The following is a 15,643-nucleotide window of genomic DNA, read 5'->3' as shown; positions in this document are numbered from 1 at the left end:
CACGGGGTGACGCCCATCTTGCGTCCTCCAACCAGCGGGGCGACCCCAATAGCCCGCCGGCGATCCCATCAAACGTTTTCGTCGCCGAGGAATCGCCGCAGGCCGGCGCGGACGCCCTCGGTGGGGACGACGGCGGCGAAGGCCGCGGCCTCGACGGCGAGCCCCTCGTCGATGGGCAGGTTGACCCCGCGGGTGACCGCCCGCAGGCAGGCCGCGACCGCGCTCGGGGCGTGCCGGATCACCCGGGCGGCCAGGTCGCGGGCCGCGGCGGCCAGGTCGTCGGCCGGCACCACGGCGTTGACGAGGCCGAGCTCGGCGGCCCGGGCGGCCGGGATCGGGTCCCCGGTCAGGATCATCTCCAGCGCGCGCTTGCGGCCGGCGTGCCGCGGCAGCCGCTGGGTGCCGCCGAACGGCGGCGGGAAGCCGAGCGTGATCTCCGGCTTGGCGAAGGTCGCGTGCTCGGCCGCGAGCGCGAGCGGGGCCGCCTCGGTGATCTCGCAGCCGGCGCCGTAGGCGAGCCCGTTGACGGCGACGATCACCGGCTTGGGGTACTCCTCGATCCGGCGGGTCAGCGCCTGGCCCCGCCGGACGATGTCGTGCAGGGCGTGCTCGGTGCCCCGGCCGATGCTCGCGGCCAGCGACGGGATGTCGGCGCCGGCGCTGAAAGCCCGCCGCCCGGCGCCGGTCAGGATCACGGCGCGCACGGTGGCGTCGGTGGCGAGGCGGTCCAGCGCCCCGAGGATGGCGTCGATCTCCGGGTAGTCCAGGGCGTTGAGCTTGTGCTCGCGGTCGATGGTGAGCGTGGCGACGCGCTCGTGCAGCTCGATGATCATGCGTCGACCGTACGTGTCGTACCCTGGGACAATCCAACGATTGTCACAGGGACAGGCGATCGCCGGGGAGCTCGCGGCCCGGATCCGCTCGGGCGAGGTCCCGGCGGGCACCCGGCTGCCGACCCACCGCGAGCTGGCCCGCGAGCGCCGGATCGCGGTCGGCACGGCGACGCGGGTGTACGCCGAGCTGGCCGCCATGGGCCTCACCGTCGGCGAGCCCGGGCGCGGCACGTACGTGCGCGACCTCGCCGGCTTCGACGGGCCCGAGCCGTCGCGGGCGCTGCCGGTGCCGCGGGTCGCCGACCTGTCGTTCAACCAGCCGCTCGACCCGGCCCAGGCCGGGGAGCTGCGCCGGGCCCTGCGCCGGCTCGCGGGCGCGGGCGACCCGGAGCGCCTGCTGCGCCAGGAGCCGCCCGGCGGCCGCCGCGCCGACCGGGCCGCGGTCGCCACCTACCTGCTCGGCCGCGGCATCGACACGGCACCGGCGAACGTGCTGCTGACCGGCGGCACCCAGCAGGGCCTGGACACGGTGCTGCGCGCGCTGACCCGCCCCGGCGACCTCCTGGCCGTGGACGCCCTCACCTACCCCGGCATCCGGCTGCTCGCCGCGGCCCACGGCCTGCGGCTGCTGCCGGTCCCGGGCACGGCCGCGGGGCCCGACCTCGACGCGCTCGACGCGCTGTGCCGCACCCGCCCGGTCCGGGCGATCTACGCGATGCCGACCGTGCACAACCCGCTGGGCTGGGTGCTCACGGCGCGGCAGCGCGAGCGCGTGGTCGCCGCCGCGCGGGCCGGCGACTGCCTGATCGTGGAGGACGGCACGTACGCGTTCCTCGAGCCGGCCCCGCCCCCGCCGCTGCAGGCGCTGGCCCCGGAGCGCACCTGCTACGTCGCCGGGCTGTCCAAGAACGTGGCCGCGGGCCTGCGGTTCGGCTTCGCGGTGCTGCCCGCCGCACACGTGGCCGCGGCCGTCCGGCAGCTGCGCACCGCCGCCTGGGGCGCGCCGGCCCTGGTGACCGCGCTGGCGACGGGCTGGCTGGCCGACGGTACCGTGGCCCGGCTGGAGCAGTCCCGCCGCGCGGACGCCGCCGCCCGCCAGGCCGTCGCCCGCGCGGCGCTGCGGGGCCTGGACGTCGTCGCGCACCCCACCTCGTACGTCGCCTGGCTCGCGCTGGAGCCGCACCAGCGCCCGGACCACGCGGCCGCGGTGCTCGCGCGCGAGGGCATCCTCGTCTCCACGGGCGACACCTTCGCCGCCGGCGCGTACCGCCCGCACGCGCTGCGCCTGGCCCTCGCCACGCCGCCGCTGGACGAGCTCGGCCCGGCCCTGACCCGCCTGCGGGCCGCCCTGGAGGCCATCCCGCCGTAGGTGTCAGTCGCGGCGCTCCAGGATCGCGCTGCCCCCGTTGCGGCCGAACGCCCACCACAGGGTGGAGCCGATGGCGGTCCCGGCCAGGATGACCACCGCCACGAGGCCCGGCCCGTCCACGGTGCGCGCCGCCAGCACGATCCCCGACCCGGCGACGAGCGCGAAGACCAGCGCGAACGGCTTGCCCGGGCGCACCCGGTACCGCCCGTCGCCGATGCGCTCGCGGGTCATGCCCCACAGCAGGGGCGAGCCGGTCGGCGGGTCCTCGTGGTCGTCGAGGTCGAGCGCCGTGCCGCGGCCCCGCCCGAAGGCCTGCCACAGCATGGTGCCGCCGACGACCAGCCCGATCGCGCCCCACCAGAGCGCGATGCCCAGGCCGGTCGCGATCGCGTAGCCGACCAGGGCCGCGATCGTCACGGCGATGACGACCGCCTGGGGGCGCGTCGGCCGGAGCCGGTATCTTGCCATGTCGATGGTTATACGCCGGTGGCGGCCCACTCGACAGGGGGCAGCCGGACGCTCGCCACGCCGCGCGGCCGGCCGGTGCGCAGCAGGGCGCTCAGGTGGTCGGCGGGCGCGGGCTGGCCGAGGAGGTAGCCCTGGGCGAACGGCACCTGGAGCTCCTTCAGCACCGTCAGCTGCGCATCCTCCTCGATGCCCTCGGCCGTGACGCTCACCCCGGTGCTGCGCCCCAGCTCGCCGAGCAGCTTCACGACCGCGTGGTCGTTGCGGTTGTCGAGCATGCCCGCGATGAACGAGCGGTCGATCTTGATGCCGGAGACGGGCAGCGCGGACAGGTGGCGCAGGGTCGCCGAGCCCGCGCCCATGTCGTCGAGGACGATCCCGACGCCGTGCTCGCGCAGCTCCTCCAGCTGGCGTACCGCGTCCTGCAGCTGCCCCAGGTCCGCGGACTCGGGCAGCTCGACCCGGATGCGGTCCGGCGCGAGCCCGTTGCGGCGCGCCGCCGCGAGCACGTCGCCGGCCAGCCCGGCCCCGCGCAGCGTCTCGACGGTGAGGTTCACGTTGACGTACCGCGGCGCGCGGTCGCCGAGCACGAGGACCCAGGCGGCCAGGTCGGCGCAGGCCCGGCCGAGCACCCAGCGGTCCACGGCCGGCATCTGCCCGGCCCGGGCCGCGTCGGCGAGGAACCGGCCCGGGGTGAGCAGGCCGTGCTGCGGGTGCTGCCAGCGGACGAGCGCCTCGACGGCCCAGACCCGGCCGTCGTCCACGCCGACGATCGGCTGGTAGAACAGCCGCAGCTCGCCGCGGTCGATCGCGGCCAGGATGCCGTCCCCGGCCCCCGGGCGGGGCGCGGCGGGCGCGCCGGCGTCCACGACCACGCGGACCTTGTCGCCGCCGGCCTGCTTGGCGCGGTACATCGCCGCGTCCGCCTCGCGCAGCAGCGTCTCGGCGTCGGCCGTGGCGGCGCCGACGGCCACGCCGACGCTGGCCGAGCTGTGCGCGCCGGGCGGCAGGGCCGGGTCGGGCGTGGCGATCGCGAGCCGGAACCGCTCGCCGAGCGCGGCCGCCGACAGCTCCGGCTGGTGGCCGCCGGGGACGCGGGTCAGCACCGCGAACTCGTCGCCGCCGAGCCGGGCCACGACGTCGTCCCCGCCGGCCGCGGCCGCGAGGCGGTGCGCGGCCGAGACGATGAGCCGGTCGCCGGCGGCGTGCCCGAGGGTGTCGTTGACCTGCTTCATCCGGTCGAGGTCGACGAAGACCACGGCGACGCCGGGGCGGGCGGTGTCGCGGCAGGCCGCGGCGAGCCGGGCGAGGAAGCGGGCCCGGTTCGCCAGCCCGCTGAGCGGGTCGACGACCGCCTGCAGCGCCATGAGGTCGGCGAGGGCCTCGTACAGCCACGCCGCCGAGACCCGCGCGAGGCGCCCGTCGCCGCGGCGGACGAGCACGTCGTCGTAGCGGCGCACCCGGTCGCGCCGGCTGATCTGCTCGCAGACGTCGATCACCGAGGCGCGCTCGTCGACGATCATCGGCGCCGGGTCGGCGGTGCGCCCGACCGGCGTGCGCTCCCACAGCGCGCGGCCGTACCCGAACGGGCCGGACATCAGCTGCCCGAAGCGCTCCCGGTCGATCAGGCCGATGCCGCCGTCGAGGTACATGACGGCCACGCACGGTAGCGAAGGATCGGCGCGGAAGTGGAGATCGAGCTCGATGCAGCGCATGGTGGCCTCGACGACCGCGACCGGGCGCGCGAGGGCCCCGACAGTGTCAGCCGGGCTGCCCGGTGCGACCCGTGTCACGGGTCAATCATCGATGGGGGAAGCCTTTCCACCAAGCAGAAATCCGGCCGCTCACCATCTCGTAACGCGCCATTCAAGTCATCACTGACCGTGACTGATCCCCACTCGATGTGGGTAGTCGTACGCCCATGAGCGCTCCGGACGAGATCCCGGCTGACGAACGCCGGGCCCGGCGCCGCGCCGAGGCCCACGACCGAGCCGACAAGGCCCGGCAGCGCGCCGAGGAGGCCGCGGCCCGGCTGGCGGAGCTGCGCCGCGACGTGATCGAGTCCGATGCCGGGCCGCGGGGCTCGACGGCGTCGCAGAGCGACCGCGCGGCCCGGCTCGCCGAGGAGTCCCGGCGCCTGGCCGAGCGGGCGGCGCAGAACGCCGCCACCGCGGCCCGGGCGACCGCGGACGGGCACGACACCGCGGCGTGGCCGCACGCCCGGCCGGCCGAGGCGGGCCCGGGCGGCGCCGACGAGCACCGCCGGCAGGGCCGCCGACACCTCGACCAGGCCGAGACCGACCGGGAGGAGGCGCGGCGGCGGCCCGAACCCTGAACCGCTACTTGGCCGGCGCGGGCGCGGGTGCGCCGTGGGGCCGGCCCGCGGGCTCTTCCGGCAGGTCCTCGACGCCCGCCTCGACCGCCTGCTCGTGACGGCGGCGCGCCGAGGGCAGGATCAGGGCCGCCACGATGCCGAGCACCGCGACGCCCGCGCAGAGCCAGAAGCCCTGGGTGAACGCGTCGTCGGTCGGCAGCCCCTGCGGCGTCGTGTTGGACGCGATGACGGCGGCGATGACGGCGGTACCGATGCTGCTGCCGATCGTCCGCGCGATGGTGTTCACGCTCGCCGCCTCGCCGGTGTGAGTGGCCGGGACGCTCTCGATGATGGCATTGGACATCGCGGCGAACGCGAGGCCGATGCCGGCCCCCGTGAACAGGCCGGAGACCAGGATCATCCAGATCTCGCCGTGGCCGGCGGCCGGCAGGGCGAAGGCGGCGGTGACCGCGATCGCGCCGAGGGCCATCGGGACCTTGGGGCCGAAGCGGCGGTCCAGCAGGCCGGCGAGCGGGCCGAAGACGAGCATCATGAGCACGGTCGGCAGCAGGAACAGGCCGGCCTGGGAGACGGACTTGCCGAAGCCGTAGCCGGTCGCCGCGGGCAGCTCGAGCAGCGTCGGGACGAGCACGAACGTGCCGAACATCGCGAAGCCGAAGATCAGCGCGACGAAGTTGGTCGCCCACACGCCGCGCAGCGCCATCAGGCGCATGTTCACCAGCGGCTCGCGCACGCGCAGCTCGACGGCGACGAACACGGCGAGCAGCACGACGCCGCCGGCCAGCAGGGTCAGGGTCGCGACGCTGTCCCAGCCCCACTCGCGGCCCTTGCTGATCCCCAGCAGCAGCGCGACGAGCGACACCGACAGGATCGCCGCGCCGGCCACGTCGAGGCGGCCGGGCGCGCGCACCGGCGACTCGGGCACGCCGAAGAAGACGCCGAGCAGCGCCACGGCGACGACCGCCAGCGGGAGCCAGAACAGCCAGTGCCAGGACAGGTGGTCGACGATCGGTCCGGCGGCCACGATGCCGACGCCGGCCCCGATGCCGAAGATGGCCGAGAGCAGGCCGACGGTGACGCCGACCCGCTCGCGGGGCAGTTCGTCGCGCACGATGCCGATCGACAGCGGCATGATCGCGCCGGCCGCGCCCTGCAGCGCCCGGGCGACGATCAGCGTCGCCAGGTTGGGCGCGAGCGCGGCCAGCAGCGTGCCGGCGGCCAGGATGACGAGCACCACAAGCATCACCCGGCGCTTGCCGACCATGTCGCCGAGCCGGCCCAGGATCGGCGTGAGCACGGACGCCGACAGCAGGTACGCGGTGAGGATCCAGCTGATGTCGCCGGTGGACGCGTGGAGGTCCCGGGCGATGATCGGCAGCGCGGGCGCGACGAGCGACTGCAGGACCGCGAACGCCAGGCCGCCCAGCGACAGGAACAACACCACGAGCGTGCTGTTCGAGTGCCGGCCGGTCCGCCCGGACGAGACGGAGTTTGCCACGGAGTACCCCTCGTAATGTAAACGTCTGTTGACATTGCACGGTAGACCGGGGTCCACGGGAAAGTCAACGGCGGTTTACATCACATCGGGGCCTCCTCAGCGCCGGCGCGTCCCGGCGTCGGCGTAGCGCAGCAGCGCGGCGACCCCGCCGTCGGCCGGCAGCTCGTCCGGCGCGGCGAAGAGCAGGTCGGCCTCGGTGCCGACGATCGCGCGCACGAGCGCCGCGTCGGCCCGGACCCGCCGGGTGTCGCGGACCCCCATGGCGATCAGCTCCGCCCGGTCGAACGACAGCTGGGCCGGCTCCGGCCCGATCCACAGCTCCGTGGTCGAGGTCGGGTCGTCGACGAGCAGCACGGTGCCGACCTGGCCGCGCTGCAGGGCGGTGACGACGGCGGGCAGACCGTCGCCGGCCGCGTCGTTGCCCCGCCGGCTCTGGTACCGGTCGAGCACCGCCCGCGCCTTCTCCGCCGCGCGCTCCGCGATCGCGTGCACGGTCACGTCCTCCAGGGCCGCCGGGCCGGTGGTGGAGCTGGTCTCCACGACCCGCTCGCGCCAGTGCTCCGGCAGCTGCGCGACGAGCAGCGGGCGCGCCTGCGGGTCCCCGGCCACGAGGATGACCTCGGCCCCGCACCGCTCGGCGGCGTCCGCCACGGCCGCGGCGACGGTACCGGCGTTGCGCTCCCAGGACACGTGGGCGGCGCGCTGGTACCGCGGCTGCGACCACCCGCCCGGCTTGACCCGGTGCACCGGCCACTGCTCCGTGCCCGCCACGGTGTCGGTGCGCACGAGCCGGGAGGCGTCGACCGCCTCGATCCGGCCGCCGGTACGGTCGACGAGCACCCGGACATAGGGGATCGACTCGCCCATCTGGGCCAGCAGCGGCATGACGTGCGGCAGCGGGCCGAACGCGGCGATGTCGCGCCGCGGCGGGGCCGGCAGCACCTGCAGCATCGCCACCTCGCCGGCGGTGGCGAAGGCAGCCAGTCCGTACCGGCCGTCCTCGCCCGTGTGCCCGAGCAGGGCGCGCCCCAGCGCGTCCAAGGTCTCCGGGTCGCACAGGGCCGCCTCGAGGCTCTCCCGGGCCGCCCGCCAGCGCAGCTCGACGGTGCCCGCGGGGTCCTCGTTGTTGCGCGTCCCATCGAGGTAGACCGACGCCCACGGTCCGGGACGCTCGTACAACGGGCGTAGGAAGGACACGTTCATATGCGGCGGTTACCCCAATTGCCGGGAAGGAACCGTTTCGCGGGTTAGCCGGGATGCACCCCGGGTAGGTGGTGGAAACACGGACGCGAGAGGCCTGAGTGACCCGCACCGGAGGTGCACCATGAGCTCGCCCGAGCAGCGCGCCGACGAGGCCGCCAGCGCCGAGATGCGGCGCAACGGCGGCCCGACGACGACCGGCGGCATCCGCACCACCACGGGGTCCAACGCCGGCCCGGGCGGACCGGGCGGCGGCCACCACCGGCGCTTCCGCAGCGGGGTCGCCCCGGCCACGACCGGCTCCTCCGACGGCACCGAGCCACGAAGCGACGACGGAACCGCATCACGCAACGACGCCGTGGCGGAGTAACGCAACGACGACGTGAGCCCCGGGGTGTACTTCACCCTGGCCTACATACATCATGCGCAGCACCACCGCGTCGGAGTACTGAGGGCGCGTCAGAGCTTCAGCAGCTGCCAGCCGGCGCGGCGGGGCGGGTCGTCGCGGGGCTCGGTCGGGTACTGCCAACCCTGGTTGGTGCCGAAGAAGAGGTGCTCGTCGCCGACCGGCAGGACCCCGCGGATGCCCCAGTTGCAGGCGTTGTTGAACCCGGTGGTGGTGAGCGGCCGGGCGGGACGGTCGGCGTCGTCGAAGACCCACACCTGCCCGGCCGTGCGCCGGTCGCGGAAGACCAGCCGTGACGCCACCTGGCGGCACAGCGCGGCCTCCACCGCCGGGACCGGCCGGCCGAGCACCTGGCTCAGCACGCCGGTGTCGGGGTTGAGGGTGATGTCGCGCAGCACCTTCTCGGTGTTGAAGGTGCCGAGGTACAGCTTGCCGCGGAACACGGCGGCGCCCCAGCCGACGTAGTCGTTGAACCGGCTGCCGAAGCCGCCGCCGCCGAACCTCGGGTCCTGGTGCAGCAGGTTGTCCCGCAGCGCCCACTCGGCGGTGCCGGGCTCGTAGCACCAGTACCGGCGCTCGCCGTAGAGGAGCTCGACCTGCTGGTTGAGCTCGCCGGGGTTCTTGATGCGGTACACCACGCCGCCGGGCGAGCTGCGCAGGTACGCCAGCGCGAGCTCCGGCACGGTGCCGCGCGGGATCTGCGGGTACGCCGCGAGATGCCGCGTCATCGACGGCGCGACCGACGGCAGGCCGAACGTGGCGTAGACCCAGCCCTCGTAGGACGTGACGGCGAAGGAGACCATCGCGTCGGCGGTCAGCGGGTCGGGGAACAGCTGCGCGGCCGTGAACACCGGGCGCCACCGGTCGCGGGCGCGCGGCCCCAGCTCGTGCAGCGGCGGGCTCACGTAGACGCCGGCCGGCTCGGTGCTGCCGGTGCCGTGCCAGGTGCCCGTGACGATGCGGTTCTCGTGCACGGTGAAGTAGGCGGGCTGGTTGCCGAGCCGCCCGACCTCCTCGAAACGGAAGGGATCGGCGGCGGTACCGCACCAGCGCTGCACGCCCCCGGACGGCGGTTCGACCCGGCCGACGCCGAAGTACAGGCGCCCGCCGGCGACGACGAAGTTCTTGATGTTGTCCCACTCCGGGAACCGCCGCGCGCCGAGGAACGTGCCGTCGACGTGGTAGGCCAGCAGCACCACCGTGCCCCCGGCGTGGGGGCCGGCGGTGGTGGTCGTCTCGACGCCGCCGAGCAGCACCACGTCGCCGATCGAGCCGGCCGCGCGCACGCCCGCGAGCCGCGCGAAGTCGGGGCACTCCCCCGGGTCCGGGGTGCGCTCGGTGGCGATGCCGGTGGCGATGTCGTACTGCCAGACCTGCGCCGCCACCACGTCCCCGGCCACCCCCTGGGCCGGCGCGACGTCGTGGGCGGCGTTGTAGGAGGCGGCGAACTCGCAGGTGACGTTGTCCGGGTCGTCCCAGGGGCGCACCGGCACGCCGAGCCCCGCGCCGGCGAACTCCCCGGCCAGCGTGGCCATCCCGCCGCCGGTCGCGTTCGACACGGTGCCCCACCACAGGTGCCGCTGGGCCTCGTCGGCGGTGAACGCCCAGATGTAGCCCTGGGTGGTCTGCTCCCGCCCGCCGTCGGGCACATCGCCGCCGTCCTCGATCGGCCGGGTCGGCCGGCCCAGCCCGAACCACCACCGGTCCGGCCGCGCCTGCGCCGCGACGGTCACGCCGTGTCTGCGGTCCTCGCCCGGCACCGTCGGCCGCGCGCCGAGCATCGTCGCCAGCATGGCGGCGGGTCTACCCCCGGCGACCCCGCCGAACCCTCAGTCGTCAAAGTCGCAGACCTTCCACTTCCGGTTCTCCTTGACCAGCTTCACGGTGAGGTTCTCGCTGCGGTTCTTGCCGTTCGACTTGACGGTGAACGTGGTGTAGACGCTCGCCGCGTCGCCGTTGACGGTCTCCCCGGTGACGTGCCACTCGACGACCTCGTTCGAGGAGGAGGTGTCGTCGTCGCCGGCCGCGACCTCCTTGCGCGCCTGGTCGGCCTTCTCCTTGCACAGCATGTCGATGAGCTTGTTCTTGTCGGGGTGGGGCTTCGCGGCCTCGCCGAAGTAGTCCTGCACCACCTCGGTGGGCGTGTGTACGAAGACCTTCTGGTACGTGAAGTAGCCACCCACGGCGAGCACGATGACGGCGAGCAGCCCGCCGATCCCGATCAGCGCGATCTTTCCGCCCCGCTGCGGCGTGCCCGTGTTCGGCGGCTGCGTGGACCACGGCACGCTGGGCGGCTGCTGGCCGTACCCCGGCTGCTGCCCATACCCCGGAGGCGGCCCGTAACCGGGCTGCTGCCCATAGCCCGGCTGCTGCCCGTACGCCGGAGGCTGCTGCCCGTAGCCCGGCTGCTCCCCGTACGCCGGAGGCTGCTGGCCGTAGCCCGGCTGCTGCTCCCCGTACGCCGGAGGCTGCTGGCCGTAGCCCGGCTGCTGCCCGTACGGCGGCTGGGCCGGCGGCTGCGGCGGCCCGTAAGGCGGCTGATATGGCTGCTGCGGATCGTCCGATCCCCCCGGATAGGTCACCGGCACATCGTATACATGCGGCTCATTGCCGCAATCCGAGTTCCGACCGGCTAGCCGGGCATGATCGCCGGCGTCGACAGGGTGGTGCCGTCCGGGGCCGGGCCCCAGGTCACCCGCAGCGGCCCGGCGGGCAGCCCGGCGGCGGTGAAGCGGCCCAGCGCGTCCGTCGTGCCCGACCAGGTGCCGTCCCGGTGGCGGATCTCCAGCGGCGCCGCGACCGGCCGGCTGACCTGGCCGATGAGGTGCAGGGTGCCCTCGTCCTCGCTCACCTCGAGATCCAGCACGGTGTCGCCCGAGCCGTAGCTGAGCAGCCGCGGCGCGCCCGAACCGCCCGCGCGGACGCCCGGGGCCGCGCCCGCCACCGCGCTGTCCAGCAGCAGCGTGGCCAGGGCGGCGTCCGGGCGGCGCCAGGCCAGGATGCCGGACGCCGCCCGCAGCAACGGGACCGGCGGCGGGTCGACGGCGGTGTAGACCCGCCCGACCGCATCGCCGAGCGCGTCGTCGCTCGCCCCGCTCATCGCCGTCTCCTCCTCGTCGGTCACAGCGCCGCCGCCATCAGGGTGCGCAGCTGGCCGAGGCAGCGGGCGCGGGTCGGGCCGATGCTGCCGACGGGCACGTCCAGGGCCGCGGCCAGCTCCGCGTACGTCGGGACGGGGTCGGTGCCCATCGCCCGCAGCAGCCGCGAGCACCGGCCCGGCAGGCGCCGGATGGCCTGCCACAGCAGCCGCTCCTCCTCGGCCCGCAGCACCGACTCCTCCGGCAGGCCGGAGGTCGACCGGATGACCGACATGTGGTCGTCGAGGTCGGCCGGCGACTCCCGGCCGCGCCGGCGCAGCATGTCGATCGCCTCGTTCCGGGCCGTCGTGGCCAGCCAGGCGCCCAGGCCCGCCCCGTCGCGGATCTGGTGCAGCTTCTCCACGAGCCGGAACCAGGTCGCCTGGAACACGTCGGCGGCGTCGGCGTCGCCCAGCCGGAAGCTGCGGGCGGTGGCCCAGACCAGGCCGGAGTAGCGCGTCACCAGTGCGTCCCAGGCGCGCTGATCCCCGTCGGCGGCCTCGATGAGCGCGATCGTGGGATCGAAGGTCGTCACAGGATCGAAGGGTACCCGGCGAAGCTGTGCGCGGCACCGGATTGCACGATCTTGGCCGCCGCCACCACCGCCCCGGGGTGGGCCGCCTCGGCGATCGCCGCGACCACGTGCGGGGTCGCGAACGACGTGCCGCTCCAGGCCGCCCAGCCGGTGCCGAAGTCGGGGTGGTTGATGTACGTGCTCACGACGTCGGCCCCGGGCGCCGCCAGGCTCACCCACGGACCGGTGTTGCTCCACGGGCACACGGCCGTGCCGTCGTGGGCGGCCACCGCGACGACCTGGTCCTTCCAGGGCACGTCGGCGGCGGCGAACGCGGCCGGCCAGTACGGCCCGGCCTGGCCGTCGTTGCCGGCCGCGGCGACGACGACCCGGTCGCGGCCGGCGAGGAACCGGTCGAGGGCCGCGCCGAGCAGGACCGGCGGCTGGTCGTCGGCGGTGTACCCGCCGAGCGACAGGTTGAGGACGTCGGCGTCGCCGAGGCCGGCGATGCGCAGCGCCAGGTCGAGCTCGGTGCCGACGCCGAAGGAGTCCAGCACCTTGACGATGCGCACCTGCGCGCGGGTGGTGCCCTGCAGCACGACGCCGGCGATGAAGTTCGCGTGGCCGACGTCGGAGTCCAGCACCGAGTCCAGGTCGGCGTCGACGACGGTCTCGTAGTCGGACGCGCCGACGGCGTACCGGCTCGGCGGGAGCGGGCTGTCGGCCCACACCCCGGTGTCCAGGACGGCCACGCGCACCGGCGCCTCGGCCCCGGGCGCGGCGATCGCGGCCGCCCGGCTGGCCACGGGGCGGCCGAACGGCCCACCCTGTTCGTGGGGCGCGCCGAGCAGGACGTGGTTCGGGCCGACGAGCCCGCCCCGGCCGGCCCGCTCGTGCACCCGCCGGGCCGCGCGCAGCGGGTCGAGCCCGCGGGCCCGGATACGCCGTACTCCGGGCAGCGGCTCGTCCTCGGCGAGGTCGGCGGCCTTGTGGCCCTGGGCGGAGACCGCGGCGCGGGCGTCGTCGTAGTGCTCGTCGAGGGCGAGCAGCTCACCGCCGACGTAGCGCACCGGACGCGCCCCGGCCGTGTCCGTGACCAGCCAGGGCAGGGCGGCCAGGTGCTCGGCGCGGCGGGACCGCCACCGCTCCAACCGTTGCGACGCGTTCACGGCTCCTCCTCGATGTCGGTGACTGCAGAGGATGACTGGTCCGGTCATCCGATCGATACGTCGGGTAGGCGACAGCTCACGGTGGTGGCAGGATCGGCCGTGTGACCGAGGGTGCCGCCGAACCGCTCGCGCTGGCGGCGCGGGCGATCGAGGCGGCGGCGGGCGACCCGCGGCGGGCGCGCGCGCTCGCGGAGGTAGCCCTGGGTGCGGCCCGCCGGGCCCGTGACGCCGAGGCGCTGTCGATGGCCCACCGGGCGGCGGGCCTTGCCGCCCGGGCATCGTACGACGCCCGGGCCGCCGCGGAACATCTCCGGAAGGCGGTAACCGTCGCGGTACGACACGATCGGGCGACCCTGGCGGCCGAGGCACGGATGAGCCTGGCGCTGGTGCTGCAGGACCTGGGCCGCCCGGCCGCCGCGCTGCGGGAGATCGACGCGGCGCTGGTCGGGCTGCGCGGGCTGCGCCGGGCCCGGGCGGTCATGCAGCAGGCCGTGATCCTGCGCCGGCTGGGCCGCGACGACGAGGCGATGCGCGGCTACCGGACGGCGCTGCGGGTGTTCCGGCGCGCCGGCGACCGGCTGTGGCAGGCCCGCGCGCTGAACAACCGCGGCATCCTGCACGGGTACCACGGCAATGTCCGCCTCGCCCAGGCCGACCTCGCCGCCGCGGCGGCCATCTACGCCGAGCTGGGCCTGCCGACCGGCGCCGCGCAGGTGCAGCACAACCGGGGCTTCGTGGCCGCGCAGGCCGGCGACGTGCCCGAGGCGCTGGCCCGCTACGCCCGGGCCCGGCCGGAGCTGAGCCGGACCGGGCCCGACGCGGTCGGCCTGCTCGACCTGGCCGAGCTGCTGCAGTCGGTGCGGCTGCTGCCGGAGGCCCAGCGGGCCGCCCAGGAGGCCCTCGACGCCGGCGCGCGGGGGCGGCTCGACGCGGTGCGGGGCGAGGCGGCGCTGCTGGTGGCGCGGATCGCGCTGGCACGGGGCCGGGCCGCCGAGGCGCGCGCGACGGCCCGGGCGGCCCGGCGGGCGTTCGGCGCCCACGGCCGGCCGCTGCTCGCGCTGCGGGCCCTGGCCGTGGAGCTGTCCGCGACCGTCGCGGCCGGGGCCGCCCACCGGGGCACGCTGCGGCGGCTGCAGGACACCGCGGCGGCGCTGGGCCGCGCCGGGTGGCTCATCCCGGCGTGGGAGGCCTGGCTCGACTCGGTGCAGCTCGCGGTACACCTGAAGGATCCCGAACGCGTGCGGCTGGGGCTCGCCGCCGCGGCCGGGGCTGCCCGGCGCGGACCGGCGGCGCTGCGGGCCCGGCTGTGGCACGAGCGGGCCCGGGCGTCGCGGGCCGGCGGTGACGTGGCCGCCGCGATCCGCCACGCCGACGCCGGGCTCGCCGAGTTCGAGGTGCACCGCGCCAGCCTGGGCGCGACCGAGCTGCGGGTGCGCAGCGGCGCCACCGTCGCCGAGCTGGCCGAACTGCGGCTGGAGCTCGCCGTCGCGCACGAGGAGCCGGCCCGGATGCTGGCGGCCGCCCAGCGCACGAGCGCCGCGACGCTGTGGCTGCCGCCGGCCCGGCCGAGCGCCGACCCGGTGGTCACCCGCGGGCTGGCGATGCTGCGCCGGGTGCACGCCGACCTGTCCGCGGCGCCGGTCAGCGCCGCGGACTCCGGGCGGCTCATGCGCTGGCAGCACGACCTGGAGGCGCGGGTGCGGGCCCGCGCGTGGCAGGCGCAGGGCAACGGCCCGTCGGCGGGCGGACCGCCGGGGCCGGCCGAGCTGACCGCGGCGCTCGGCCCGGCCGCCCTGGTCGACTTCGTCGCGGTCGGGGGCGTCCTGCACGCGCTCGTGGTGGCCGGCGGGGAGGTCACCCACCGGCCGCTGGGGCCGCTGGCGCCGGTGGCCGAGGAGCTCGCCGGGCTGCGGTTCGCGCAGCGGCGGCTGGTGGCGGCGCGCGGGCACACGGCCGCCGCGGAGGCCGCGGCCCGGCACGCCGCGAACGTGCTCGACGCGGCGCTGCTGTCCCCGCTCGCGGACCGCATCGGCGACCGGGACCTGGTGCTGGCGCCGGTGGCACGGCTGCACGCGGTGCCGTGGGCCCTGCTGCCCAGCTGCCGGGGCCGGCCGGTGCGGGTGGCGCCCTCGGCGGCGATGTGGTGGCGGGCGTACCGCACGCCGGAGCCCACGGGCCGCCCGGTGCTCGTCGGCCCGTCCGACCCGCCGCACGCGCGGGCCGAGGTGGCCCGGATCGCGGGGTACGCGCCCGGATCGCGGGTCCTGGACGGCGAGCGGGCCCGGGTCGCCGACGTGCTCGCCGCGCTCGACGGCGCCCGGATCGGCCACATCGCCTGCCACGGCGACTTCCGCGCCGACAACGGCCTGTTCTCCGCGCTGCGGCTCACCGACGGGCCGCTCACCATCTACGACCTCTCCGCGCTGCGGACCGCGCCCGGCACGCTCGTGCTGTCCGGCTGCGACACCGGCGTCGCGGCCGTGCACCTCGGCGAGGAGCTGCTCGGGCTGACCAGCGCCCTGCTGCAGCTGGGCACCCGCTCGGTGGTGGCCAGCACCGGCCCGGTCGACGACCGGGCGACCGCGGTCCTGATGAGCGACGTGCACAAGCGCCTCGCCGCCGGCAGCGACGCGGCGGCCGCCCTGGCCGCCGCGCAGCTGGCCGCCGATCCGGCGCACCGGTACAGCACCGGCGTCTTCGCCTGTTTCGGCGCGTGA

Annotated in this window: 14 protein-coding genes; 4 read left to right on the top strand and 10 right to left on the bottom strand. The window is 76.1% G+C overall.

Annotated features, from left to right (window positions below; genetic code table 11):
* Positions 1–68: 68 nt before the first annotated feature.
* Positions 69–833 carry an enoyl-CoA hydratase-related protein gene (locus tag ACPPVO_RS26675; RefSeq protein WP_426513882.1) on the bottom strand — a complete coding sequence of 255 codons (765 nt, stop codon included), beginning with the start codon at positions 831–833 and terminating at the stop codon, positions 69–71.
* A gap of 40 nt (positions 834–873) precedes the next feature.
* Between ACPPVO_RS26675 and ACPPVO_RS26670 the strand changes: the two genes are divergently transcribed.
* Positions 874–2,202 carry a PLP-dependent aminotransferase family protein gene (locus ACPPVO_RS26670; RefSeq protein ID WP_426513881.1) on the top strand — a complete coding sequence of 443 codons (1,329 nt, stop codon included), beginning with the start codon at positions 874–876 and terminating at the stop codon, positions 2,200–2,202.
* A gap of 3 nt (positions 2,203–2,205) precedes the next feature.
* On the opposite strand, the gene ACPPVO_RS26665 is transcribed toward ACPPVO_RS26670, so the two are convergent.
* Entirely contained in the window at positions 2,206–2,670 is a 465-nt protein-coding gene (locus ACPPVO_RS26665) for a hypothetical protein (protein ID WP_426513880.1), read from the bottom strand.
* Between the two features lie 8 nt (positions 2,671–2,678).
* Complete coding sequence (locus ACPPVO_RS26660) at positions 2,679–4,460, bottom strand: putative bifunctional diguanylate cyclase/phosphodiesterase (protein WP_426513879.1); 1,782 nt, start codon at positions 4,458–4,460, stop codon at positions 2,679–2,681.
* Positions 4,461–4,588: 128 nt separating this feature from the next.
* Here ACPPVO_RS26660 and ACPPVO_RS26655 point away from each other — a divergent pair, with 128 nt between their 5' ends.
* Positions 4,589–5,002 (top strand): hypothetical protein, encoded by a 414-nt coding sequence (locus ACPPVO_RS26655; RefSeq protein ID WP_426513878.1) that lies wholly within the window; start codon positions 4,589–4,591, stop codon positions 5,000–5,002.
* Between the two features lie 4 nt (positions 5,003–5,006).
* Here the strand turns inward: ACPPVO_RS26655 and ACPPVO_RS26650 are convergent, their stop codons facing one another.
* Together ACPPVO_RS26650 and ACPPVO_RS26645 are read right to left on the bottom strand one after the other, a co-directional pair.
* Positions 5,007–6,500 (bottom strand): MFS transporter, encoded by a 1,494-nt coding sequence (locus tag ACPPVO_RS26650; RefSeq protein WP_426513877.1) that lies wholly within the window; start codon positions 6,498–6,500, stop codon positions 5,007–5,009.
* 96 nt (positions 6,501–6,596) lie between these two features.
* Positions 6,597–7,703: a Vms1/Ankzf1 family peptidyl-tRNA hydrolase gene (locus ACPPVO_RS26645; protein ID WP_426513876.1), complete on the bottom strand. Its 1,107-nt coding sequence runs from the start codon at positions 7,701–7,703 to the stop codon at positions 6,597–6,599.
* 121 nt (positions 7,704–7,824) lie between these two features.
* Here ACPPVO_RS26645 and ACPPVO_RS26640 point away from each other — a divergent pair, with 121 nt between their 5' ends.
* Positions 7,825–8,070, top strand: coding sequence for a hypothetical protein (locus ACPPVO_RS26640; protein ID WP_426513875.1), 246 nt, complete (start codon positions 7,825–7,827; stop codon positions 8,068–8,070).
* An 89-nt stretch (positions 8,071–8,159) separates the two neighbouring features.
* Here the strand turns inward: ACPPVO_RS26640 and ACPPVO_RS26635 are convergent, their stop codons facing one another.
* Genes ACPPVO_RS26635 through ACPPVO_RS26615 form a run of 5 tightly spaced genes read right to left on the bottom strand, consistent with a single transcriptional unit; the run spans position 8,160 to position 12,926 of the window.
* Positions 8,160–9,899 carry a hypothetical protein gene (locus ACPPVO_RS26635; RefSeq protein WP_426513874.1) on the bottom strand — a complete coding sequence of 580 codons (1,740 nt, stop codon included), beginning with the start codon at positions 9,897–9,899 and terminating at the stop codon, positions 8,160–8,162.
* A gap of 36 nt (positions 9,900–9,935) precedes the next feature.
* Positions 9,936–10,688, bottom strand: coding sequence for a hypothetical protein (locus ACPPVO_RS26630; RefSeq protein ID WP_426513873.1), 753 nt, complete (start codon positions 10,686–10,688; stop codon positions 9,936–9,938).
* 50 nt (positions 10,689–10,738) lie between these two features.
* The gene (locus ACPPVO_RS26625; RefSeq protein WP_426513872.1) at positions 10,739–11,230 is read right to left on the bottom strand and encodes a hypothetical protein; all 492 of its coding nucleotides are present in this window, start codon (positions 11,228–11,230) and stop codon (positions 10,739–10,741) included.
* Positions 11,227–11,778, bottom strand: a complete 552-nt coding sequence (locus ACPPVO_RS26620; RefSeq protein ID WP_426513871.1) for an RNA polymerase sigma factor — start codon at positions 11,776–11,778, stop codon at positions 11,227–11,229. Before ACPPVO_RS26620 ends, ACPPVO_RS26625 begins: the two co-directional genes overlap by 4 nt.
* On the bottom strand, positions 11,775–12,926 hold the full coding sequence (locus tag ACPPVO_RS26615) for a S8 family serine peptidase (protein WP_426513870.1): 1,152 nt from the start codon (positions 12,924–12,926) through the stop codon (positions 11,775–11,777). Before ACPPVO_RS26615 ends, ACPPVO_RS26620 begins: the two co-directional genes overlap by 4 nt.
* A gap of 101 nt (positions 12,927–13,027) precedes the next feature.
* Here ACPPVO_RS26615 and ACPPVO_RS26610 point away from each other — a divergent pair, with 101 nt between their 5' ends.
* A complete protein-coding gene (locus ACPPVO_RS26610; RefSeq protein ID WP_426513869.1) occupies positions 13,028–15,643 on the top strand; it encodes a CHAT domain-containing protein in 2,616 nt (871 codons plus the stop codon).

Source organism: Dactylosporangium sp. McL0621 (assembly GCF_049995355.1).
Classification (GTDB): Bacteria; Actinomycetota; Actinomycetes; order Mycobacteriales; family Micromonosporaceae; genus Dactylosporangium.
This window is presented reverse-complemented; position numbering and strand designations above follow the sequence as displayed.